Below are 21,586 nucleotides of genomic sequence, written 5' to 3' on the forward strand. Positions count from 1 at the left end.
TGATTGCTTCCTTGTCTCAATGTCCTGCGCCGCCACCGGCGGCAATCTGTGCCTCTCCGCCGGCGCCACCGCCGCCGCTGCCACCGCCGTAGATCGCGGCGGTCAGACCGGCAGAGGCCAGCCAAAACTCACGCTTGGCATTGGCCGCCTCAAGCTGGCTTCCGATCTTTTCGCGGGCGTCGTTCAACAGATCGAAGGTGCTGGTGATCATGCCGTTGTTGCTGAGCAATGCCTCTTCATCGATTGTGCGCCGCAGGGGCAGCACGACGTCCGAGTAGTGCCGTGCGATCTGATGGCTTGAGCGGTAGGCCGTGGCCGCCGCCCGCGCTTCGGAGCGGACGTTCACCGCCCGTTCGGCCAGCACATTGGCGGCTTGAAGATAGCTGAGTTCGGCCTTGCGCAGCCGCGCCTTGCCGCTGTCGAAAATTGGGATGACGAACTCGAACTCGACCTGAGGTGAGATACTGGTCTCGACTTCTCCGTCCTCTTCCTCACGCTCGATCTCTGCCCCGGCAATAACTTCGAGGTCGGTCAGGGTGCGGGTGGCATCGGTCAGACCGTAGGCTTTCGCCGTGGCCTCCAACCCCAGCCGGGCGACTTCCAAATCAACACGATTGGCCAGCGCCAGCCGTTCAATGCCCCTGTGGCTGCTGACCGTGTTCGGCACACGCGGTAGGGCATCGGGCACGTAATAGGCCACGTCCTGACCCCAGAGCCCCATAAGCCGGGTCAGCTGTTCCTTGGCCAACTGCGCATCCAGCCGCGCCTGCGCCAACTGTCCGGCCATTTCGGCGTTGAAGGCCTGCTCCCGGGCCTGCGCGGCCTTGTTGAGCGCGCCGGTCTTACCCAATTGCTGCGCCAGTTCCGCCGCGGCGTCGGTGGTGACGGAAGCGCGTTTGAGGTAGCTGACCGTCTCAAAGGCCGCCACTGCATTGATCCATGCCTCGCGCGTTTCATTGGCCAATGCCAGCGTGTCGCTCACCGCCTGCATCTGCGCGTGCTGGAACTCCGCCTCGGCAGCGGCGATGCGCTGTTTGCGGGTGCGAGCGTCAAGCAGGTTCACGGCGATCATGCTTTCCAAGGCACGGTAAAGCCCGACCTCAGGCGCGCCGATGCCCAGTAAGCCGATTGAGACGACGGGGTTCTCGGGCGTAGATTGCTGCCATGCTTCCGCTGCGGACAGACCGATCTGCGCATAGGATGCCTGAAGCCCCTTGTTGTTCAACAGCGCAACCTGCACCGCGGTTTCCGCGCTAATAGTCTTGCCCTGCACCATGGCGCGGACCTGTTTGGAGGCGGCGACGGTCTCGGCCTGCGACTGCGCCCAGACAGTGCGTTTGCCGATGGCTTTGGAGGTGCGTGCCTCTACGGTGGCAAAGCCAGCATCACGGGCCGAGAAGCTCACCGGCAGGTCCGTTGTCGTGCAGGCGCCCAAGATCAGTGGTGTAATGACGGCGGCGGTTTTGAGTTTCCAACGCATCAGTGGTTCATCCCCTGCATATCCATCCCTTGCATAGGTGCCTGTTCAGCGTTCAATCGTCGCCAATCGAGCGGCTCCACCACGCCGCGCCGACGGTAACCTGCAAAGGGTTGCTCTTCGGCGGTCGTGGCACTGCCGCGCGTGCTGTTGTCAGCGGCGGTCATCGCGGCGACTTCGGGCAGAGGCGTGGGCTGCTGCACATAGGCGGCAGTGATGTCGGGAAACGGGGGGAGCGACGTGGCGCAAGCCCCGAGGGTCAGGGATATCGCCCCTGCAATCAGTGGTAATTTCATTGGTTTTTTGCCTGAGAATGAGGTGATCTTACCCGCAGCCAGCGGCGACGGATGCAAAGGCCGTTAGTCGGCCGGGATCAACTCAGGCTCGAGGCGGGCGCAATTGGCCAGCGGGTTGGCCAGAGGCGACAGAATGGGACACGCTGGTGTATTCAACGGATCGCACACCAGTCACTTTTGCATCCTGTGAGGTGGTCAGCGCCGCCGTCAAGCAGATACCACCACAGCAAGGCTCGCCTTCAAAACTGTCTGGTATTTCTGGCTGGTCCGGCATGGCCGCCGCGTCCTGGTGCGGCTCGGACGCGGTGGCCATCAGATGGCCCGCGTGATGCGCCGCCTGCGCGCTGTCATGCATCCCGTTTTCGGCATGAACCGACGAGGGCGGCAGCAGCAACAGACCACAGGCCAAAACCACGCCGAGAAGGACGCGACAGAGGTTGGATATGTTTGCCAGAGCACGCATAGGTGTTAGCAGTGTCGTAAGTCGCAGAGCCTGTCAACGCGTCCAGCGCTGGAAGGATTGCGGTCTTCTGGCGGAAACCGGCCTAATGTGCGGGGCAGCGGTTTGGCGTTTTAACCCAAAGAGGAGGCCAGAGGCGCTGGCTAAGGTGCCAAAGCGCGATGGGCATTCGGTCCGAAACGCCTACTTCGACGCCTTTTGCAAAAGACCGATTAGCTCGTCAAACTTGGCGCGTTGTTCTTCCGGGTTACCGCTGGCAATCGCAGCCTCGACGCAATGCTGGGCGTGGTTCTCCAGCACAAGCTTTTCGACGCCTAGAACGGCGGATCGGATGGCCGCAGTCTGAGCTAAGATGTCCATGCAGTAGCGGTCGGCCTCAACCATTTTTGCGATGCCGCGCACTTGTCCTTCGAGCCGTGATAGGCGGTCCAGCGTCTTTTCCTTGTTAGCCTTCATGAGGCGTCGCTCCAGTAGAGATTTGTTGCCAATCGTAAAATATACCCCACATGGGTATAAAACGAAGGCACACATTGGCAAATTAGGAGGACAATACAATGGATTCAAAGAATAAGCACGACGATAGCACAGGCAGCGGCTATGGTCGGTTCTTCGCGATGATCGGCACCTCAACGGTCGTGATGTATGGCCTGATGTATCTTAACACTTATGCCCTTGACCATGTCTTCTTCTCGCAGACGCGGATGTGGATGGCGCTCTATATGGGCGGGGTGATGGCAATCATCATGCTCGCCTTCATGCTCGGCATGTATTCCAATCGAAAAATGAATCTTGCGATTTTCGCCGGAGCCGCCATCGCCTTTGCGGCTGGCCTATACCTGGTCCGTTCGCAAGATACGGTGGGCGACACGGCCTGGATGAAAGCCATGATCCCGCACCATTCCATCGCGATCCTGACCAGCGAACGCGCAAATCTGTCCGATCCGCGCGTGCGCGAGTTGGCCGACGCGATCATCAAGGCACAGCGCAGCGAGATTGAAGAGATGAAGCTCTATATCGAAGACATCGAAGCCAACGGGGATGCAGCGCCTGGCACGCCCCGCACCAAACCCTAAGATCAAGGAGCATATCATGCCCAGAGACACCCGTGATGTGGCCGACGTAACATCTGACCCGGCGACCGCAGCGACCGGAAAAACCGCCCTGCTCTACCGCATGGCCCTGCCAAACCACCTGTGCCCGGCGGGGCAGAAGGCGCGATGGCTTTTGGAGCGCAAAGGCTACGAGGTCGATGACCGCTTGTTCCGCGCGCGGTCCGAGGTGGACGCATTCATCGTGTCCCCAAACAACAACCATCCCAATGAGGGTGGAGGTCTCGCGCAGGGCAGCGACAAGGGCAAAGGGCAAAGGGCGCGACTGTCATCGCCCAAACAGCGATTGTGTAGGCAGCAAAACTGGCCGCCGCCGCCACCAGCCCGACAGTGGAGTTTGCTTTGACAAATCTGCAAAAAGTCTTGTGCATCGCCGACCGAAGTGCCGCAGAGTTAGATTTGGAGTTCAGTCCGACATTAAACCAAAACTTAATTTTCGCCTACGTTTTGTACTCTCAACCAAACGCCGAACGCGCTCAGGATCATGAGGTCGATCCCGTCCGCTCGTACGGATGATTTTTCGAACATACCAAAGGCCGCAGAGTGCAATAGCGACACTCCCAGCCGATATCATTATCTCGAATAGGTCCATTTGCGCAGTCCTCTCGCCAGGTCGCAATAAATCATCATATTAGATTTCCGGCCAGATCGACATGAACCCAAATCTTCTTCATGTCGATCTATCAAAACCAAAAATCATTGACCTGCTCCCCACTGGTCCCTCACTCATAACGAGAGTTTGCAGGTTTGGTTTTGATAGTTGGGGGTTCCGGATTGGGCAAGCGCGGCAGGCGCGGAGCTCTCAAATTGCTCAAGCGCCTGCCGCGCTTGCTTTGGCGTCTGGTTTCCGCGCGATGAGTGTGGCCTGACGGTGTTGTAGTCGTAGCGCCAGAGGGCCAGCTTCCGCCGCGCATCATCCAAAGTGTCGAAGATCTCCTCATTCAGAAGTTCATCGCGCAGGCTGCCGTTGAATGACTCGATGAAGGCGTTCTGCTGCGGCCTGCCGGGATCGATGTAATGCCATAGAATGGCGTTCTGGTCGGCCCATCGCAGGATGGCCCTACTGGTGAACTCGGTCCCGTTGTCGCTGACAATACAAGCGGGTTTTCCGTAGATCCGCACCAGCGCGTCCAGTTCCCGAGCGACACGCGCGCCGGAGATGCTGGTGTCTGCAATTAGGCCCAAGTTCTCGCGGCTGCAGTCGTCGATCACCGCCAGAATACGGAACTTACGTGAAGCCCCGAAGCTGTCGGAGAGAAAGTCCAGCGTCCACCGTGCATTGGGGCGCACCGCCTGCGGCATAGGAGTGCGCGTGCCTTGGGCCCGCTTGCGACCACGTCTCCGCTTCACTGAAAGCCCTTCCTCACGGTAATGTAACCCGCCAACAGCTTTATGCCTGGCGACATGATCTGAAGAAGAAAGGGCTTTGGTCTCCAGACGATGGAGCGCTCTTTATTCCTTTGGATGTTGCGCCTGATCCTTGCGTTCCTGCCATCTCTGATCTGGCACCCAGCCTATCAGAGCCCCCACCAGTAGAATTGCGTTTGCGCAGTGGGCGCTGCCTCCGCTTTGACAGCACAATGGACCCGGGCGCGCTTACGCAGTTGATCCGTGCGGTGGAGGCGGCATGATCGGTCCTGGGACTGGCGTTCGTGTGTATTTCGCTTGCGGTGTCACGGATATGAGGGAGGGGCATCGCGGGCCTGTCGGCGCTGACGCAGGACGTTTTGCGCCAGAAGCCGACCAGTGGCGCAGTGTTTGCCTTCCGCGGGCGCAGGGGTGATCGGATCAAGCTACTGTTCTGGGATGGTCAGGGCTTTTGCCTCTATTACAAAGTGCTTGAACGGGGCCGCTTTACTTGGCCAAACGGGACAGAGGGTGCGACACGACTGACATCGGCGCAGTTGGCTATGTTGTGGGAAGGCATGGATTGGCGGAGGCCGGACTGGGGCGCACCACCGGCTCGCGTCGGGTGAATTACACGTCTGATTAGCTTTGTTTTTATGGTGCCAAGACACTGGGTATGGTAGTTTTATCCATGTCCATTGATACGCAAAACCTCCCTGATGACCCTACCGTTTTGAAGGCGATGATCGCTGCTTTGCAAGCTGAGAATGCCAAGATATCGGCTACTTTACGGGTCCATGACTAGCTGGTTCAGGCGTTGCGCTTGCGGATTGCCAAGTTGCAGAAACTGGCCTTTGGCGATCTTCGGAAAAGATCGAACGTGAAATTGAGCAGCTGGAACTGGCACTGGAAGACCTGCTTGTAGCTGTTGCCGAAGGGGACGATGGCCTCATCGACGAAGGGCATGATGAACCATCACCAGACACTGCCGATGCGCCCGCTTTGCGCCGTCGGCCACGTGTCTCAGATGAGACCCGCGCGAACGCCGCGAACTGGACCCCGCTAGCTGCTGCCCGGACTGTGGCGGTGATCTGCGCGTAGCGGGTGAGGATGTCAGCGAACTGCTGGATATGATCGCTGCGCAGATGAAGGTCATCCAGATCGCGCGTATCAAGAAATCCTGTCGTCGTTGTGAGAAGATGGTTCTGGAACCAGCACCCAGTCGTCCGATCCCCGGCAGCATGGCAGGGCCAAACCTGCTGGCGCATGTGCTGGTGTCGAAGTTCGATGATCTCCTGCCTTTGTATCGCCAGCACGAGATCTTTGCGCGTATGGGGGCCGACATTCCCGAAAGCACGCTGGTCGGCTGGTGCGGACGCTCCATGAAGACCTTGTCGCCGCTGATTGAACGGATTGAGGCTGACATCATGGGCAGCGACCTGCTGCACGCAGATGACACACCGATCCGGGTGCTGGACCGCTCAAAGCGTGACAAGGGTCTTGGCAAAGGGGTCAAGCAAGGCCGGACCCGGGCCTATGTGCGCGACTAACGGCCTTGGGCAGGGGCATCACCACCCGGTGCAGTCTATCGATTCGCACCGAACTGGAAGGAAGAGAACGTCCTGAGCCATCTGGCCAACGTCCGCGGTATTCTACAAGCTGACGGTTACAAAGGCTATGGCAAGCTTTGCGTGCCTGATAATGATGGCAGGCAGCGTTTGCGGGAGGCTGCCTGCTGGGCTCACCTGCGGCGCGACTTCCACGACTTCTGGACATCAACCAAGTCCGAGCTCGCCCGCGAGGCGCTCGCCCGGATCGGAAAGCTCTATGATATCGAGCGTGACATTAACGGCCAGCCTGCGAACGCGCGACATGTGGCGCGTCAAAAGCTGAGCCAACCCAAGGTAACGGCTTTCTTTGCTTGGTCAGAAGAGCAACTCCTACGCATTCCGGGCAAGAGTGATTTGGCTAAAGCGTTTTGGTATGGCCTGAGCCGTCGAGACGCCTTCAGCCTGTTCCTAACCGACGGACGTGTAGCATTAGACAACAATCCCGCCGAGCGGGCCCTGCGCCCAATTGGAATAGGACGGAAAAACTGGCTCTTCGCGGGGGCCGACACAGGCGCAGAAACTCTCTCCCGCGCCATGACCATCATCGAAACCGCCAAACTGAACGGCCTTGATCCGCAGGCATATCTTGCCGACGTCCTCGACCGCATCCACGATCACAAGATCAACCGACTGGACGAGTTGCTGCCTTGGAACTGGACACCAGCCGATGCCGAGAACAGTCAAGCTGCATAAGCTGCGGTATCAATGGTTCGGTTACGATGAATATGAGATTGATCTGATCAAGTCGGAATGCACCTTTTTCGTGACCACCTTAGAAGTCGGCGTGCGCAAAACTAATAGTTCACCATAGCAACCCTAAAGCAACCTAACGATTAAAGTTACCACAAGTTACTTCGATCTCGCGTAACTTCTCTTAAGTTATTAGGAACTCGATATTTGAGGCTACTCAGTCAGTTTTCATAGGGGTAGGTAGCGAACGGCCCATTGCGGCCATTGAACCAGCCTTCCAATGCCGCAGCGCGGCTTCCCCAGACCGGCCGTTCGTGCATCGTGCAGCAATTTCGGCGACTGAGAGACCGCAGCGCGGACAAAAACTGACCTTGGCCTTCCAAATGCCAAGGTATGCTTTGAGGAACTCAGGCGCGGATGTGCGGCCTTCAAGACGTGGGAAGGCTATACCATCCCAGTTCAAATAAGTGATCCTAAATCAGATCCAACGCTGGGATAGACCGCTGTCATCGACTTGAGCTGTTTTGCAGTCAGGCCCATTTTGATCGCCAGCCCAAAAAAGTTGATCAACTCGCCATATTCCGGTCCAAAAAGGTGTGCGCCCAAGATCTTACCGTTCGACTTGTCGACTAAAACCTTCGCAGCCGCAGAGGTTTCACCAATCCGGTAGTTCGAATACCAGCCGCCAGTATCAGTGAATCGGACGTCGACATCGTGACCGGCCTCTTTGGCCTCGGCCTCTAACATGCCGACGCGGGCAAGTTCGGGCACCGTAAACACTGCCGTTGGAATGCCCGAATAGTCCGGCACGATCTTCTGCTCCTTGAGCATGTTCGATGCGGCGACCTTGCCCTCGATTACGGCAACGGGCGTCAGCGGCATGCCCTTCGTGTCGGCGGAATCTCCGGCGGCAAACACGGCGTCGTTCGTCGTACTTTGCAGATGCGGGGCCACGACAATGCCCTTCTCTCCATAAGCGACATCAGCGGCCTCAAGGTTCAGATCGGCAAGGGCTGCGATGCGACCCGCGCCATGCACGACCAGATCGGTCTCAATGGTCGTCGTCTTGTCGCCTGTTTTCACTTCAACGGCAAAGCCCGCATCAGATGCTGTGATCGAGACGATCTCGGTTTCGCGCCGCAAGTCCACACCAACAGCGGCACTGCGCGCGATGAGCATCTCGACCAGATCGGGGTCAAAAGCGCTCAGCGGGCGGGCCCCGCGATCTATGATGATAGGCTCGGCCCCAGCACGTGCGGCGATATGTGCAAACTCAAAAGATACGAACCCACCCCCGACAAACAAGATACGCTTGGGCAAGGTTTCGAGGTTCAAAAAATCCGTGCTGTCGATCATCAAATCGGCACCGGTGAAGCTAACCGGTCTCGGAATCGCACCAGCGGCGATAAGGAAACGTTTTGACTGATAGCGCTGCCCGTCAACTTCGAGCGTGTTGGCACCGGTAAACCGCGCAGCACCGTACAATGTTTCGACACCGTTTCCGGTCAGACCCTTTTCCATCTTATCTGGAACTGGATCGGTAAAGCCGCGCTTGTGGGCCATCAGATCCAACCAGTTGATCTTCAGCCCGCTGGGATCGATCCCTTTGCCCTCCATAAGCCGCGCGGCATCGACGATTTCAGCGCCGCGCCGCAAGATTTTCTTGGGATCACAGCCTCGCAAAGCGCAGGTGCCGCCGTAGGGCAACGCATCAACGATAGCCACACGCCAGCCTGCCGCGCCGCATTTATTCGCGGCCGCGACGCCAGCCATGCCTGCGCCGATGACGATCAAGTCGTATTTATCTGAATTATTCATGGTTAGTCTCTTTCGCTAAAGGGCATCTCAAGTGTTTGCGCAACACGACAGGCATCTTATTCCCTTGGCTGCAGGATCGGCTTAGCATCTCTTGCCATGAACGGTCGGAATGTCGCTGAGCCCGCTTGCAGCGCCTGTGCCGCACTGAACGAAAAGCCATTGGTGTCGCCACTCTGTTGGCCCCGCCAGCTCTCAAGGTGAGCTTCACTGCAAAACCCGATCATTGACTGACACTGACTGGAGGCTGCACATCCGCCATCCTCAACTATACCCGCCCATATCCGTGCATCCTTCGGTTCGACCTCCAACAGGGTCAGCCCCTGATCCCCGATCTTGACTGAAACGGAATCGCCGCACGCGCCGCAGTCGAACCGTACCTCCCCCGGAAGGCCCACCATCGCAGATGCGCCAAACGCATCGATCGCGCAGACCGTATGATTGGTTATGCCGGCTATTGTCACACTATGCGGCATGTCACTGTTGGAGAAAGGATAGGCGTGCTGGATGGTTTCACCGTCCATGACGATCAGATCCCGCGCCTCAAGGTCGTCAAGCAACGCCTTATCTTGCGGGTCAACCTTTGGCGGTTGGCCGTGGTTCAAAAATGCCTTCAAGATCGCCAGATGCAGGTCACGTGCTGGCACGGACATTGTGTCCCATTGCTTGCGTGCGCGCCATTCGGTCAGCAACTGCGGCAGGGCATTCGCAACATCGGGATCGGTCACGACTGACATATCCAAGCTCATTGTGTGAGGATCATTGGTCATAACTTTTTGTCCTTTATCCTGCACAGCAGCTCAGTTTTGCGACATCCATATCGAAGGTCTGGGCCGCGAGCTTCAGGCCTTCTACGGTGGTCAGATACGGAAAGATCGTTGCGCCGAGGTCTTTGGTCGTCATGCCGAACTTCAACGCCATAACCAGTGTCTGGATGGTGTCGGACCCTTCGGGCGCGATGATCTGGCCGCCCAGCAGCTTATCTGTAGCCCTATCCGCCACCAGTTTGATCAAGCCACGTGTGTCACGGGCGGCAAGTGCGCGCGGCACCTGATCGAGCGGCACGACAGAGGTCTTCACGTCGAAACCCGCATCCCGCGCCTGCTGTTCGCTGAGGCCGACGCCGGCAACCTGCGGATCGGAGAACACGACCCAGGGCATGGCGGCATTCTCATAGCGTTGATCATCGCCCAGAACCGCGTTTTTCACAGCCAACTTTGCCCCGTAGGCTGCCATATAGACGAACTGGTCGCGGTCGGTCACGTCGCCCGCCGCATAGATGCCGGGCACTGACGTCTGCATGTCGTCGCCGATGACGATGGACCCAAGCGTGTCGGTTTCTACGCCGACCTCTTCCAAGCCCATTCCTTCGGTATTGGCGCGTCTGCCAGCGGTGGAGACAAGATGATCCGCGGTGACCTCGACAGGCTTGCCGCTCTGCATGACATGCAAGGTTACGCCCGACGCGTCACGTCTGACGTTCTCATAGCTCAGGCCGGTCAGCAGCGTGATCCCCTCGGCCATGAACGCATCTGCTAAAGCCTCAGACACTTCCGGTTCGGCACCCGGCAACAGATGCGAGCGCGCGACGACCGTAACCTTCACGCCCATCCGGCTCATCATTTGCGCCAGCTCCGCACCGATGTAGCCCGCCCCCAAGAAGATCAGGCTTTCGGGCAAGGTTTTCAGCTCAAGCATGCTCTTGCTGTCCAAAGCACCTACATCCGCAATACCTTCGATGGTTGGCAAGATAGAGTGGCCACCCGTCGCGATGATGATCTTGGGCGCAGTCAGGGTGCGGCTTCCAATTGTCACGCCGCCCTTGATCAGTTTTGCCGGGCCAGCGTCGATGTAATCGACACCTGGATACTCCGGTAACAGGTCTGCGTATTTCTTCTGCCGCATGGTTGCGACCAAGTCGTCCTTTGACTCCACCAAGGTGCGCCAGTCATCAACTTGGGCCTGTCCTGATACACCGGGGAACCGCTTGGCCGCCTGTGCGCCGTGGATCGCCTCTGCCGCGCGGATCATCGCCTTGGACGGCACGCACCCGAAGTTCACGCAAGTACCGCCGATGGTGCCATGTCCGACCAGTGCAACACGCTTGCCAGCATCGGAGGCTGAAATGGATGCGGAGAAACCCGCCGAGCCTGCGCCGATGACAATCAGATCATAGCTTCCGTTACCGTCGTCATTCATGTTGATATCTTTCATTTCAGCGTGCCTCGTCCAGATTAGAGTTCTTTCGTTTGGCAGCGACCAAATAAATGATCGCACCAATGGCCATAAGCGGTGTCAGCATGCCAAGAATTCCGAAGAACATGCCAACCGCAGTGCAAGACCCCATCATCATTGTGCAGCTCCTTTTGATTTCGCTCTGTTGAGGAGAAGGGCGTAGACGCCGACAGCCACGAAAGCGCCAACCGTGATCCGCAGAGCAAAGCGGAACTCGATCCAGATGATGAGGATCGACAGAGCAGCGGCAATTGCAGAGGCCCAGATTTTTGGAGCCGGGCCCGGCTTGCCCGCACGTAGCCAGAGCGCCTGCGACACAACGGCGAGGCAAAAGAACAGCAGGGGAAACAGCGCGTAGTCGAGCCAGCCGGTCAAAGCCGACAGTCCGACACCGGTCACGGCGATGACCAAGAGGGGGGGTGAAGCAGCACAGGGCAGCAAAAAGCGCGCCGCCCAACCCCCATTTAAGCATGCGGTCGGGGTTTTCAGTATTCTGGGTCAAGTAACACTCTTTCTGTCTGAAAATTATTAGAATTCGAGGCACGGCGTTTGGCAGATCGTTGGACTTCGCAAAGGACGAGTAAGGCGAGCGCTGCTAAGAGGGCGATGGAAAGCCCACCAAAACCTGACAGCCAGGCTCCAATCCCACCGACCGTTGCAGCCAGCAGAGCCGTGCCGCCTCCGCAGCACATGATCACGACCGGGGTCGCAATTCCAAACGCCAGCGGCCCGCCCATCAGGGTGTTTACGGGTTCGGAATTCTCTGAAGTTAGGACTCAGAGTCCGGCAAAGCCGAGGCGGGATAGCCGTTGTCTGTGACGGCATCGATGATGTTCTCCACGCTGGTTTCAGCATCGTCGAAGGTGACACTGTAAACACCGTGTCCAGCTTCTGGCCCTTCGACAAACTCTTCAATACTGACCGATGGAACGCCGCGCATCGAACTGGCAACGATGAATGAACAGGAGGGACAGGTCAGCTCACTGACCGCGATCTCGACTGTGCGCTCTTCGGCGAAGGCTGCGGAGGTAAATGCAGCAATGGCCAGCGCTGACGATAGCAATATGTGTTTCATGATTTTGTTCCTTGCTCAGAATTTGAGAATGAGGGGTGTGATGTAGGGAAACGCCATCGCCACGGCGACAATTGCGGCGGCTGCCCAAAGGGTCACCCGCATGACAGTCCTGTTGATCGGGCGGGCACAAGTGCCATCGGCACAAGCGTCCGGGCTCACCGGCTTGTAGGCCTTGTAAAACCCATATCCGATAAACGCGGCACTCAACGTGAACGTGACCCACTTGTAGGCATAGAGCGCGCCAAGCTGCGCGATGAAGACGCCAGTCACGCCGAAGCTCACCAGCACAAGCGGCAGGATACAGCACGAAGTCATTGCCAGCGCGCCGAGAACGCCAAAGCCAGTCGCACCCCAGCCTTTCTTGGTATCATCGCCGGCCTGTCGGGTCTGGTCGGATGTCTGGTCAGAAATAGCTTGGTCCATCGAATCGCCCTTGTCCTATTCTTTCCACCGTTCTACGGTCTGTAGGAAGTACAGGCACAAGGAGTTTCTCATGAAAGTTGATAACATAAGCGTGAAGCCGTTGCGGCGTGTTGACGTCGCCAGAGCAACGGGCTGTAACCTTGAAACCATCCGCTATTATGAAACGGTTGGCATCATGCCGGACCCGCCGCGCAGCGCAAAAGGTCACAGATGTTATGACGAAATCCATGTCAGACGGTTGAAATTCGTCATGCGCTCCCGTGATCTTGGTTTTTCATTGGAGGAGATCAGGGGATTGTTGGGATTGGTCGATGACCGGACCCAGACCTGCGCCCAGGTTCAAACTGTTGCCGAGAGCCATCTTCAAGATGTGCAGGAAAAGATCGCCGACCTGAAGCGGATCGAGCGCGTCCTGTCAGAGACCGTTGCGCGCTGCACCGGTGATGCTGCCCCCGAATGTGCCGTCATCGACGCGCTTCTCGAAACATAGGTGGACGAGTGTTTGTGAGGTAACAGAGTGGTTGATCGGAAGCGCTCCGTTATTAGCGGATGAGTGGGCGCAAATTGATTGACTTCTCTCTGAAATGGGTAACTCACAAATGCAGACGGTTCTAATTTATTTCTTAGCGGCGCTGGCCGAAATTGCGGGATGTTTCGCCTTCTGGGCTTGGTTTCGATTGGACAAAAGCGTGTTCTGGTTGGTGCCAGGGATGTTGCTTCTCGGGGCATTCGCCTGGCTGTTGACCTTCAGTCCCGCCGATCAGGCAGGACGCGCTTATGCCATTTATGGTGGGGTATACATTGTATCGTCCCTGCTCTGGCTCTGGGTTGTCGAGGGTCACAGGCCTGACCATTGGGACGTCATCGGAGCCATCATTTGCCTTGCCGGTGCAAGCGTAATCCTTTGGGCTCCGCGCAGTATGTGAAGGATGCTCCTGTGGCAACTTAAACAGCTTCAAACACTGTGCCAACTTGTCTGCTTAGCTGGTTTAACGATTCAGCAAATCAGAAAGCTTCGTATTGTAATCGGGTATTAAAATTGCGGTGACGGTCTGTTTCGCTCACTGACTTCGAAAGCTGCCATTTAGGTGTTCTGCAGCATATAGAAATTTGGACTCCTTGCCGACGTTAGCTGCAACAAACACTGGGGTGTTCTGAGCGGACAAAAAGGGGTTTCGCAGCACTTGCACCAATGTTTGCTTCCACTTTCTGGTTGTAGACGGTTAGGTGTCTCCCTTGCATATTGCTCCAATAGCGCAGGTTTCGAAATGGCCAACACAGCCGAAAAAGCCCACACTAAAAATTAGTGCGGGCTTCCCAACTTTATCAGCTGGCTGCTTTGATCATTGCCACCGCTTCTTGCGTGCTCCACACAGCGTTCGCGATAAAGCGGAAGTTGGTCAAAGCGGCTAAGTAGCCATCGCCATCTGGGATAATCGCAGCAGCGGTCGCGTCTTTAACAACAGCAACTTCAAAACCTTGCTCTATCAGTTCACGCATATGGGATTCAGTGCACAAGTTTGCTGACATACCCGATAAGATGACTTGATCAACACCTTGCTTACGCAATTGCAGTGACAGATCATTCGTGTCGTTTCCGTAAACCTTGTGCGGAGACGTCACGATTGTTTTGCCATCGTTGATGTATTTCTTGTACTGTGGCATCCAGTCAGCACCAGACCCGTCAAAACCTTCAAGGTTCAATGGGCCTGGCCGGTCAAACATACCGATTTTGTGCATTAGCTTTTCCAGCGCGCCCTCGAACTTCCAACCATGATCGGTTGGGTAGTAATAGTGCGGCGACACAGCAACTGTAATGTCCGCAGCTTTTGCAGCTTTGAACAAGGTTTCGATGTTTTCGACAGTGTTGTTCTCTGTCACCGATGCACCTACCACGCCCCACGTCACGCCATCAGGGCTTAGAAAATCGATCTGAGGATCAGTAACAACCAAAGCAGCGCGACTGAGATCCAGTTTCATATTAGAAGGTGGCAGAACGGAATTTTCTGGATCGGCATAGGGGTCTGCAGTCTGGGCAGATGCCGCTGTTGCACCTGCTACTGTTGTTGCAGCTGCCGCAGTTACCGCCAACCCTCCGCGAAGGGCGGCGCGACGAGAGATTGTGCCGTGGTTGTGGTTTGGATCATCGCAATTACACATCTTAGAATTCCTTATGTTGGTTGGATGTATCCATTAAATACGATGCCGCATGTGCCTATTCGTCTTGAATTTGCTCGGTGGGTAGAAAATAGGTGTTTTTTCGTCCAGATAACGGCCAAAACTAGTTCATGGAATTTGAACATATCTTTGACGAGCTTGAAATCACGACAAACCCCTTCGCCATTTGCGAATTGCAAGGTACCAGCAATCTTGGTCTTGAGCGCGATGCTTCTGCAACGTTGCACTACATCCTATCAGGTGAAGGTGAAATCACCCTTCGGTCTCGCGCACCCTTTAAGGTATATCGTGGTTCGCTTGTACTTATCCCTGCGCTGCAAAGCCATGGACTCCACAGTTTTGGCGTGACGAGCAACCCGGTGCCAAAGTGCAAACCCGCCGCTTTGCGCCTTGGACATCTCATGGCAACATCTGATTGTGGCGGAGAGGGGCAATTGATTGCCCTTTGTGCCCATGTCGATGTTGGCCTGCGTGGGGTCGCAGACATCATTGATCTGATACGTGAGCCGTTGATCGAAAATGTTTCGGCACCCAACCGGATGCACCCGGCCTTACAAACCTTGCTGTATGAAATAGCTAATCCGAGTCTTGGCAGCCGGGCTATGATCCGTGCCCTACTGACGCAATGTATGATCGAAATGCTCCGTAAACGGCTGGCCGTATCCGATAACGCATTGCATTGGATGGCTGCCTTGGCGGATCCAACGGTATGGAAAGCGTTGCGCGCCATGCTCGATGAACCCGGAGACAATCATACGGTCGAAAGATTGGCAGACAGTGTCGGTATGAGCAGGGCGGCATTTGCCAAGCGATTTTCCAGCGCGTATGGATCTGGTCCGATAGAGTTGTTGCGCGACCTGCGGATGCGACGCGCAGGTGCATTGTTACGTGATACAGACTTACCCGTAAAACGAGTTGCCGAAATGGTTGGATTTACATCCCGCAGTGCATTTAGTCGTGCGTTTGAGACAACGACCGGTCAACCGCCTCGGGCGTTCCGAGCATCTTTACTTAGGAGGTAACAATTCGGATTGGTGCAAATCCCAATTCGACTCTCCACTTAAAAGGGTTGTTCCAGATTGTGGCACAAGTATTGTTAGTTAACATTTGGTCACGTCGCAGCATCCAGGTAGTTTGGTTGCGAACCAAACCTCCGATGCGGCACGCATGAAGGTCCGCTCTGGGCCAGTATCGCCGGGCGCGCTGATGCTGCGAGTGCAAAAATAGCCATCTCCGCGGCGACTAATTTGGGATCACGGCTGACTTTAGCTACGACGAGCATCAAGGTCTGCTGGGCGGATCTAACCGCCTTTCAAGATTTCGGTCAAAACGGCAATTAACTTGGAGATAGCCGCTCGAGAATAGGTCTTGTCCTCGGCACTTCTACCTATTGCATGAAACCGCCGAGGTCCGTCTTGAAAGCGTACATTCGAATCCTGAAGCGGAGCTATACAGCCGCACGCTCAGCTGCGGTTGGCATGTCCTGAGGAGTGATAGCCGATTCCGGTTGTTCCTCCAGTCCCAGTGGCTGGGCGGCGCGACCCTGATGGCGTTGCCGTTCTATGTCGTCGCAGCGAACGGTAGCGGCGTCACTGTTGCCGACGTCGCCTGACGCGCAGTGTCCCCAGACAGACGCCTTTTGCCTGCCTCCAGAAATTCTTTCGACCAGCTGTAATACAGGCTCTCAGCAATACCCTCACGGCGGCACAGCACCGAGATGCTTTCCTCGCCACGCAAGCCTGCCAAGACAATGCGGATCTTTTCTTCAGCTGAATATGTCTGCCGGGTCTTACGCCGGATATTTTTGACCACCTTCTCGGCGGCGTCTTTCGACGTCTGGGGTTTCTTTGTCATCTCGATCTCCTAATCGATAAGATGAACCAGAAATCCTCCCTTATTCAAATCAACAAATCTGTCCCATGGGTGCTGACGTCAGACACAACACGTTGGATTATCGACGGCACGGCGGACGGCATCCGCCGCTTTGTCCGCGAGGAAACACTCGCACGTCAGGCGATAGCTTCTCAAGCCTTGAACGGGTTCCGCTTTGAATCGACCCCACATGCCTTCAATGTCTGGCTTCACCTGCCCAAAGGCATCACGCGCACCGAAATGATCGGGCGCATGGCAGGCACAGGAGTGGGGATCATGCCGTCAGACGCCTTCACTGTTTCTGGCAATCCCGCCGAAGCGATCCGAGTCTGTCTCGGCGGGCAGATTAAACGAAGCCAACTCCACAACGCGATGGGCCTTCTCGCCTATATCATGTCGAGTTCGGACTGAAGCTTTCAGGTTTAGGTTTGAAATTATACGTTTATTTAGAGCCGGCGCACGAACAGAAGTTCGATATCCGAATTTCCGCTCTGGTCGTTGATAAAACGCCCTGCTGCGCTGCAGCGAATGTCTGCTTCCCGCCCTTCGTGTCGGAGTCCTCGCAACCGCAGCGAAAACTGAGCGCCCGCAACGAACGGCGGGAAGTTTCCGCATAGCGGCCCACACGGTATGCGGACGCCCCCAATACTTTTGGCGCAGGCGGGACCGCTGCGCTTGGTCCGACGATGTACTTTTCATCCCATACGTTTTGAGCTGTAGCTACCAGGCGATGCGGGAAGCACTACAGTCTTATTCCCGATTAGAAACACGCGGTAGTTAGCATGAGCATGGACAGCTCGAGCCAACACGCTGGCTTCTACGTCCCGCCCTAGCGAAACATAATCCGACCCATTCTGCGCATGGGTAACTCGCACGGTATCCTGCTCAATAATCGGACCCTCATCCAGATCAGCGGTCACATAATGCGAAGTCGCGCCAATAAGCTTTACGCCACGTTCATAGGCTTGCTTGTAGGGGTTCGCTCCTTTGAACGAAGGCAGAAAAGAATGATGAATGTTGTTAATTCGACCGCTCATCTTCTGGCACATGGCATCAGAGAGAACCTGCATATAGCGGGCGAGCACGATCAATTCTCCGCCTACTTCTTCGACCACGGCCATGATCCGCGCCTCAGCTTCGGGTTTATTTTCTTTGGTCACCTTTATGTAGTGAAATGGAATATCATGGTTCACCACGACCTTCTGATAATCCATATGGTTTGAGATTACCGAAACGATCTCAATCGGTAGGGCTCCAATGCGCACCCGGTACAAAAGATCGTTAAGACAATGGCCGAAACGTGAAACCATTACGACGACCTTCATCGGTTTACCTTGATCATGAAACTCGTAGGACATGTCGAAGCGACCTGCCACGTCGTTAAAGCCCTCGCTAATGTCTGCGAGCATAGCACCGGTTTCGGCTTCCGCGCTGATGCGCATAAAAAATTGCCCGTTATCAGCATCGTCAAACTGGGTGCTGTCGGTAATATTACAGCCATTCTGCGCGATATAATTTGCGATTGCTGCAACAATTCCGCGTTTAGAAGGGCAACTAACAGTCAAACAAAACTGGGTCACGGGCTCAACTCTTGGTTTTCAATAGCAGGGAATAAGCGACGGAGGTAAGACGGCGATAGCCCTGTCTGCATTCCTTCCGCTGCTGGGTCACGTAGCATGGCAACGGCGAGAGCGAAATCGACCTTAGGCAACACCCCCTCAAGCCGCCCGCCAGTCCGAAGTTATCATGCGCGCGCATTTCTCACCGATCATCATTGAAGGCGCGTTGGTATTGCCGCCGATCAACATGGGCATGACCGAAGCATCACCGATCCGGAGGTTGGCCAAACCGTAAACCTTGAGGGTATCGGAATTAACCACTGCCATTGCGTCATGTCCCATCTTCGCGGTGCCAACAGGATGGTACACGGTTAAGGCCTCCGCGCGCAGATAGGCAAGAATATCAGCATCGTTTTTGACATCGGATCCGGGTAGTATTTCACTCCCTTCAAGATCAGCCATTGGCCCCGCCGCAAAAATACGGCGCGCCAATTTAATACCTTCGACCAAGACTTCCGCATCTCGACTGTGAGAAAAAAAACGATGGTCAATTAAGGGCACCAGTTCGCCTTGTTCCCGTCCAACTGTAATCTGTCCGACGGACTGGGGCCGAAGGACGCAGGTATGAACTGCAAATCCATGCCCCCACTCAATCAGTCGCCCGCGGTGACTGCGATAGCCAGGAACGAAATGGAACTGCACGTCCGGTAGTTCATCAGCGAGAGGGGTTTTGGCAAACCCGCCCGCGACGACATAGTTGGTCGAAAGCTCGCCCTTCCGTTTGCTACCAAAGGCAAATGGCGCACTTATTAGTCGCCGCCAGTTCGCAAACGAAAGCCCCAGAGTGCGCGCTGATGGACTACGCACGGTGATCATCCCATCTACGTGATCGCGTAGGTTGCGACCAACCCCCGGCAGATCGTGTAGAACCTCCACACCTGCTCCCTTTAGCACGTCAGCAGGCCCGATTCCGGATTGCATCAAAGCCATCGGCGTACCAATAGCGCCTGCGCTCAAGATCACTTCGCCCGCGCAGGTAACCTCAACAATTTTGTCGTTCCGCTTAAGCGCGACGCCGGTCACCCGCCCATCTTTGATCACAAGCTTCGTCAGTTCGGTTCCTGTCCACACTTCCAGATTCTTCCGGTGTAGGACGGGTTGGAGAAAAGCATTGTAGGACGAGAAGCGCAGTCCGTTTTTTTGGTAACGTTATATATTCCAAGACCGAGCTGAGAAGGTCCGTTGAAGTCCATGTTATGCGGCAACTGTAGCGTCTCCCCCGCCCTAATGAACTGATCGCAGACAGGGTTCGGGTCGGTAGGGTTGCTGACGTGCCGTTCGCCATTACTGCCATGAAAGTCCGTCGATTGTCCTATGGTGTTGCACTCAAGGTCTTTAAAGATCGGCAGTACGTCGTTCCACCCCCCATCCCTCGCAGCCAAGGTCGCGCCACTCGTCATAGTCTTGCGCCGCGCCGCGAATATAGAGCATCGAGTTCATGGAGGACGATCCGCCGAGCATCTTGCCCCGATTAACTGGAATACGCCTGTCGTTTAATTCGGGCTGTGGCGTACCGACATATCCGTAATCAAAGCGCTTGCGGCCATACATCGCAAGGATACCAGCAGGAAGTTTGACGCGAGGATCGCTTTGTCCGCCGCCCGCTTCCACCACTAAGACACGCGTCTTGGATTGAACGGACAGACGGTTTGCCAAGACGCATCCTGCCGATCCGGCGCCAATAATGATGTAGTCAAAGCTCTGCGTCATGGGTAATTTTTCCGTCACAAATTGTTAGAGAGATGCGCGCGGCGTCTTTGTCCTGCGCCAGATCGTCGAGGCTGCCATCTATCAAGACCAGATCCGCCACGAACCCTTCTTGCAGCGCCCCCCGACAATCCTCCGTGAAGTCCGCATAGGCACCACCGGTGGTGTAGGCCAAAAGGCATTCTTCAAGACTGATCCTCTGATCTGGCGTGTCTGGCCCCCAAGGCTTACGGGCAAGCGCACAATGGATTGCGTAAAGCGGAGATAGGGGAGAGACAGGCCAATCTGTTCCAAAAGCAAGCGGGATATCGCGGTCGCGGATCATCCTCCATGGGAAGGCCGTATCCCACCGCCCGCGCCCCATGATCGTTGTCGTCGGCTCCAACGGCAATCCAGCAGAACCCGGCGGATGGACCGGCTGCATTGATGCGACAATACCAAGCGGTTTAAGCCGATCCAGATCAGGGGAAGTAATAGTGTCGATATGTTCAATGCGATGGCGGCTGTCTCGCTTGCCATTTTTCTTTTGTGCAGCTTCGTAGCCATCAATAGTTGCGCGCACTGCGCCGTCCCCTACCGCATGGGTCGCCATCTGAATTCCTCGTTTATCCGCCGCAACGCAGATGGCGTTAAATACTTCTGGTGCGATCAATGGTTCGGACCGAAAGCCAGCCCGTTCAGGATAATCGGACACAGTTAGGGCAGTCCAAGTGTCGTAAACGCCATCAAGGAACAATTTGATACGACCAAAATGCAGCCAGCCCCGCACCTCCTCACCGAAGAGATCAATGCGGTCGACCCCTTCAGGGCCATCCTTCTCAACCAGTTTTAAAGGTAAGCTGACCCGCACAGGCATCTCCCCTGCCTGTGCCAAGTCGCGCATTAGTCCGGCCTGATAGGGGTTGCCGTCCATATTCACAGCTGAGGTGATACCATGCTGTGCGCAATAGAGCCCAGCCCGCCGAATTAAGGCCTGATCATGGGCGCGGCTTTCCTCAGCAACTGGTTCTATACCAGTATTGTCGAGGCTGTCTCGCCCCTGCAAATCCGTCAGGTTTTGGATATAGCGCATGGCTTCGAATTCGCGCAATTCGCCCGTGGCCAGCCCGTCGTTCCCCATGACTACTTCGGCCCCCTGCCCGACGTCGGCACCATGCAAAATACCAGCGAGTTCAAGAGCACGGGTGTTAGCCCAAGCACAATGCAGGTCAACTGCCAGCATGCAGATCGGCCGGTTCGGGGAAATTCTATCTAAAAGGTGCCGGTCAGGGCGCGCGTTATCACCGACGATTGTGTAATTTGCAGAAAAACCGGTCAAGATACCCTTGCCAGGATTTTTCTTGATGAATGCCTGAAAAGCCGCATTCAACGCGTCAAACCCAAATACATCGGTCAAATTCAGCATTGAAAGCGTCGCGCCGCCCATAAAAAGATGCAGGTGACTTTCGATAAAGCCCGGCAACAGCTCACGACCTTGGGCGTCGATCATTCGGGTCGCAGTCCCTGCCTGAGCACAGATGTCAGCGTCCGTTCCCCGCGCAACGATCTGACCTGATTTTATGGCCAGCGCAGTGGTCCCGGGGGGCGCAAAGATTGACCGAATTTTCACGTTGAAGATACAGAGATCGACCGACATGAACTGCCCCCTGACGTGGATTGGAGGGCCGATGGCC

The 21,586-nt window shown here is 56.0% G+C and carries 23 protein-coding genes and 3 pseudogenes; 8 read left to right on the plus strand and 18 right to left on the minus strand.

Features of this window, described 5'->3' with window-relative positions:
- Positions 1–16: 16 nt before the first annotated feature.
- The 4 genes from K3759_RS13360 to K3759_RS13375 all read right to left on the minus strand — a co-directional run bounded on the left by K3759_RS13360 (position 17) and on the right by K3759_RS13375 (position 2,689).
- Positions 17–1,480 carry a TolC family protein gene (locus K3759_RS13360; RefSeq protein WP_259982514.1) on the minus strand — a complete coding sequence of 488 codons (1,464 nt, stop codon included), beginning with the start codon at positions 1,478–1,480 and terminating at the stop codon, positions 17–19.
- Complete coding sequence (locus K3759_RS13365; protein ID WP_259982515.1) at positions 1,480–1,773, minus strand: hypothetical protein; 294 nt, start codon at positions 1,771–1,773, stop codon at positions 1,480–1,482. The genes K3759_RS13360 and K3759_RS13365 overlap by 1 nt, the downstream gene beginning before the upstream one ends.
- Positions 1,774–1,855: 82 nt before the next feature.
- Positions 1,856–2,236 carry a hypothetical protein gene (locus K3759_RS13370; protein WP_259982516.1) on the minus strand — a complete coding sequence of 127 codons (381 nt, stop codon included), beginning with the start codon at positions 2,234–2,236 and terminating at the stop codon, positions 1,856–1,858.
- Positions 2,237–2,416: 180 nt separating this feature from the next.
- Positions 2,417–2,689, minus strand: a complete 273-nt coding sequence (locus K3759_RS13375) for a metal-sensitive transcriptional regulator (protein ID WP_259982517.1) — start codon at positions 2,687–2,689, stop codon at positions 2,417–2,419.
- Between the two features lie 98 nt (positions 2,690–2,787).
- Here K3759_RS13375 and K3759_RS13380 point away from each other — a divergent pair, with 98 nt between their 5' ends.
- Both K3759_RS13380 and K3759_RS20240 read left to right on the plus strand, forming a co-directional pair.
- Positions 2,788–3,306: a DUF305 domain-containing protein gene (locus K3759_RS13380; RefSeq protein ID WP_259982519.1), complete on the plus strand. Its 519-nt coding sequence runs from the start codon at positions 2,788–2,790 to the stop codon at positions 3,304–3,306.
- Between the two features lie 16 nt (positions 3,307–3,322).
- On the plus strand, positions 3,323–3,688 hold the full coding sequence (locus tag K3759_RS20240; RefSeq protein WP_311199007.1) for a hypothetical protein: 366 nt from the start codon (positions 3,323–3,325) through the stop codon (positions 3,686–3,688).
- A 380-nt stretch (positions 3,689–4,068) separates the two neighbouring features.
- Here K3759_RS20240 and K3759_RS13395 read toward each other — a convergent pair.
- A pseudogene (locus K3759_RS13395) lies at positions 4,069–4,713 on the minus strand (IS3 family transposase); the annotation flags it as partial.
- A gap of 356 nt (positions 4,714–5,069) precedes the next feature.
- Here K3759_RS13395 and tnpB point away from each other — a divergent pair.
- Together tnpB and tnpC are read left to right on the plus strand one after the other, a co-directional pair.
- Entirely contained in the window at positions 5,070–5,318 is a 249-nt protein-coding gene (tnpB, locus tag K3759_RS13400) for an IS66 family insertion sequence element accessory protein TnpB (RefSeq protein ID WP_409202487.1), read from the plus strand.
- A 62-nt stretch (positions 5,319–5,380) separates the two neighbouring features.
- A pseudogene (gene tnpC / locus K3759_RS13405) lies at positions 5,381–6,992 on the plus strand (IS66 family transposase).
- Between the two features lie 456 nt (positions 6,993–7,448).
- On the opposite strand, the gene K3759_RS13410 reads toward tnpC, so the two are convergent.
- The 7 genes from K3759_RS13410 to K3759_RS13440 all read right to left on the minus strand — a co-directional run bounded on the left by K3759_RS13410 (position 7,449) and on the right by K3759_RS13440 (position 12,537).
- Positions 7,449–8,807, minus strand: a complete 1,359-nt coding sequence (locus K3759_RS13410; protein ID WP_259982521.1) for an NAD(P)/FAD-dependent oxidoreductase — start codon at positions 8,805–8,807, stop codon at positions 7,449–7,451.
- A gap of 56 nt (positions 8,808–8,863) precedes the next feature.
- Complete coding sequence (locus K3759_RS13415; RefSeq protein ID WP_259982523.1) at positions 8,864–9,598, minus strand: alkylmercury lyase family protein; 735 nt, start codon at positions 9,596–9,598, stop codon at positions 8,864–8,866.
- Positions 9,588–11,018 carry a mercury(II) reductase gene (gene merA / locus K3759_RS13420; RefSeq protein WP_259982524.1) on the minus strand — a complete coding sequence of 477 codons (1,431 nt, stop codon included), beginning with the start codon at positions 11,016–11,018 and terminating at the stop codon, positions 9,588–9,590. The genes K3759_RS13415 and merA overlap by 11 nt, the downstream gene beginning before the upstream one ends.
- A 1-nt stretch (position 11,019) precedes the next feature.
- Positions 11,020–11,157: a hypothetical protein gene (locus tag K3759_RS13425; protein WP_259982526.1), complete on the minus strand. Its 138-nt coding sequence runs from the start codon at positions 11,155–11,157 to the stop codon at positions 11,020–11,022.
- Complete coding sequence (locus K3759_RS20295) at positions 11,154–11,438, minus strand: mercury resistance system transport protein MerF (RefSeq protein ID WP_259982527.1); 285 nt, start codon at positions 11,436–11,438, stop codon at positions 11,154–11,156. The genes K3759_RS13425 and K3759_RS20295 overlap by 4 nt, the downstream gene beginning before the upstream one ends.
- 370 nt (positions 11,439–11,808) lie before the next feature.
- A complete protein-coding gene (locus tag K3759_RS13435; protein ID WP_259982529.1) occupies positions 11,809–12,114 on the minus strand; it encodes a periplasmic mercury ion-binding protein in 306 nt (101 codons plus the stop codon).
- 15 nt (positions 12,115–12,129) lie between these two features.
- Positions 12,130–12,537: a mercuric transporter MerT family protein gene (locus tag K3759_RS13440; RefSeq protein WP_259982530.1), complete on the minus strand. Its 408-nt coding sequence runs from the start codon at positions 12,535–12,537 to the stop codon at positions 12,130–12,132.
- Positions 12,538–12,607: 70 nt separating this feature from the next.
- Between K3759_RS13440 and K3759_RS13445 the strand changes: the two genes are divergently transcribed.
- Entirely contained in the window at positions 12,608–13,027 is a 420-nt protein-coding gene (locus tag K3759_RS13445) for a helix-turn-helix domain-containing protein (protein ID WP_173487732.1), read from the plus strand.
- Between the two features lie 109 nt (positions 13,028–13,136).
- Positions 13,137–13,463 carry a YnfA family protein gene (locus K3759_RS13450; protein ID WP_259982532.1) on the plus strand — a complete coding sequence of 109 codons (327 nt, stop codon included), beginning with the start codon at positions 13,137–13,139 and terminating at the stop codon, positions 13,461–13,463.
- A 400-nt stretch (positions 13,464–13,863) separates the two neighbouring features.
- Here K3759_RS13450 and K3759_RS13455 read toward each other — a convergent pair whose 3' ends face one another.
- Positions 13,864–14,697, minus strand: coding sequence for a cysteine hydrolase (locus K3759_RS13455; protein ID WP_259982533.1), 834 nt, complete (start codon positions 14,695–14,697; stop codon positions 13,864–13,866).
- 128 nt (positions 14,698–14,825) lie between these two features.
- Between K3759_RS13455 and K3759_RS13460 the strand changes: the two genes are divergently transcribed.
- Positions 14,826–15,737, plus strand: a complete 912-nt coding sequence (locus tag K3759_RS13460) for an AraC family transcriptional regulator (RefSeq protein WP_259982534.1) — start codon at positions 14,826–14,828, stop codon at positions 15,735–15,737.
- 559 nt (positions 15,738–16,296) lie between these two features.
- Here K3759_RS13460 and K3759_RS13465 read toward each other — a convergent pair.
- Positions 16,297–16,569, minus strand: a pseudogene (locus tag K3759_RS13465) (transposase); the annotation flags it as partial.
- A 21-nt stretch (positions 16,570–16,590) separates the two neighbouring features.
- On the opposite strand from K3759_RS13465, the gene K3759_RS13470 reads away from it, so the two are divergent.
- Positions 16,591–16,998, plus strand: a complete 408-nt coding sequence (locus K3759_RS13470; RefSeq protein WP_259982536.1) for a hypothetical protein — start codon at positions 16,591–16,593, stop codon at positions 16,996–16,998.
- Between the two features lie 284 nt (positions 16,999–17,282).
- Here K3759_RS13470 and purU read toward each other — a convergent pair whose 3' ends face one another.
- The 4 genes from purU to K3759_RS13495 all read right to left on the minus strand — a co-directional run bounded on the left by purU (position 17,283) and on the right by K3759_RS13495 (position 21,549).
- Positions 17,283–18,167 (minus strand): formyltetrahydrofolate deformylase, encoded by an 885-nt coding sequence (gene purU / locus K3759_RS13475; protein WP_259982538.1) that lies wholly within the window; start codon positions 18,165–18,167, stop codon positions 17,283–17,285.
- A gap of 138 nt (positions 18,168–18,305) precedes the next feature.
- Positions 18,306–19,337 (minus strand): GMC family oxidoreductase, encoded by a 1,032-nt coding sequence (locus K3759_RS13480; RefSeq protein WP_259985643.1) that lies wholly within the window; start codon positions 19,335–19,337, stop codon positions 18,306–18,308.
- Between the two features lie 204 nt (positions 19,338–19,541).
- Positions 19,542–19,916, minus strand: coding sequence for a GMC family oxidoreductase N-terminal domain-containing protein (locus K3759_RS13490; RefSeq protein WP_259982541.1), 375 nt, complete (start codon positions 19,914–19,916; stop codon positions 19,542–19,544).
- Positions 19,900–21,549, minus strand: a complete 1,650-nt coding sequence (locus K3759_RS13495) for an amidohydrolase (protein ID WP_259982544.1) — start codon at positions 21,547–21,549, stop codon at positions 19,900–19,902. The genes K3759_RS13490 and K3759_RS13495 overlap by 17 nt, the downstream gene beginning before the upstream one ends.
- Positions 21,550–21,586: the final 37 nt, after the last annotated feature.

Origin of the sequence: Sulfitobacter sp. W027 (assembly GCF_025143985.1) — a bacterium.
GTDB lineage: Bacteria > Pseudomonadota > Alphaproteobacteria > Rhodobacterales > Rhodobacteraceae > Sulfitobacter.

What these genes read in the sequence shown, in the direction of transcription:
- K3759_RS13365 (WP_259982515.1), bottom strand. Translation starts at nt 1,773, where the DNA reads ATGAAATTACCACTGATTGCAGGGGCGATATCCCTGACCCTCGGGGCT.
- K3759_RS13360 (WP_259982514.1), bottom strand. Translation starts at nt 1,480, where the DNA reads ATGCGTTGGAAACTCAAAACCGCCGCCGTCATTACACCACTGATCTTG.
- K3759_RS13455 (WP_259982533.1), bottom strand. Translation starts at nt 14,697, where the DNA reads ATGTGTAATTGCGATGATCCAAACCACAACCACGGCACAATCTCTCGT.
- K3759_RS13470 (WP_259982536.1), top strand. Translation starts at nt 16,591, where the DNA reads ATGAACCAGAAATCCTCCCTTATTCAAATCAACAAATCTGTCCCATGG.
- K3759_RS13375 (WP_259982517.1), bottom strand. Translation starts at nt 2,689, where the DNA reads ATGAAGGCTAACAAGGAAAAGACGCTGGACCGCCTATCACGGCTCGAA.
- K3759_RS13435 (WP_259982529.1), bottom strand. Translation starts at nt 12,114, where the DNA reads ATGAAACACATATTGCTATCGTCAGCGCTGGCCATTGCTGCATTTACC.
- K3759_RS13490 (WP_259982541.1), bottom strand. Translation starts at nt 19,916, where the DNA reads ATGACGCAGAGCTTTGACTACATCATTATTGGCGCCGGATCGGCAGGA.
- K3759_RS20240 (WP_311199007.1), top strand. Translation starts at nt 3,323, where the DNA reads ATGCCCAGAGACACCCGTGATGTGGCCGACGTAACATCTGACCCGGCG.
- K3759_RS13425 (WP_259982526.1), bottom strand. Translation starts at nt 11,157, where the DNA reads ATGATGATGGGGTCTTGCACTGCGGTTGGCATGTTCTTCGGAATTCTT.
- K3759_RS13450 (WP_259982532.1), top strand. Translation starts at nt 13,137, where the DNA reads ATGCAGACGGTTCTAATTTATTTCTTAGCGGCGCTGGCCGAAATTGCG.
- merA (WP_259982524.1), bottom strand. Translation starts at nt 11,018, where the DNA reads ATGAAAGATATCAACATGAATGACGACGGTAACGGAAGCTATGATCTG.
- K3759_RS13440 (WP_259982530.1), bottom strand. Translation starts at nt 12,537, where the DNA reads ATGGACCAAGCTATTTCTGACCAGACATCCGACCAGACCCGACAGGCC.
- K3759_RS13380 (WP_259982519.1), top strand. Translation starts at nt 2,788, where the DNA reads ATGGATTCAAAGAATAAGCACGACGATAGCACAGGCAGCGGCTATGGT.
- K3759_RS13460 (WP_259982534.1), top strand. Translation starts at nt 14,826, where the DNA reads ATGGAATTTGAACATATCTTTGACGAGCTTGAAATCACGACAAACCCC.
- K3759_RS13370 (WP_259982516.1), bottom strand. Translation starts at nt 2,236, where the DNA reads ATGCGTGCTCTGGCAAACATATCCAACCTCTGTCGCGTCCTTCTCGGC.
- K3759_RS13495 (WP_259982544.1), bottom strand. Translation starts at nt 21,549, where the DNA reads ATGTCGGTCGATCTCTGTATCTTCAACGTGAAAATTCGGTCAATCTTT.
- K3759_RS13410 (WP_259982521.1), bottom strand. Translation starts at nt 8,807, where the DNA reads ATGAATAATTCAGATAAATACGACTTGATCGTCATCGGCGCAGGCATG.
- K3759_RS13445 (WP_173487732.1), top strand. Translation starts at nt 12,608, where the DNA reads ATGAAAGTTGATAACATAAGCGTGAAGCCGTTGCGGCGTGTTGACGTC.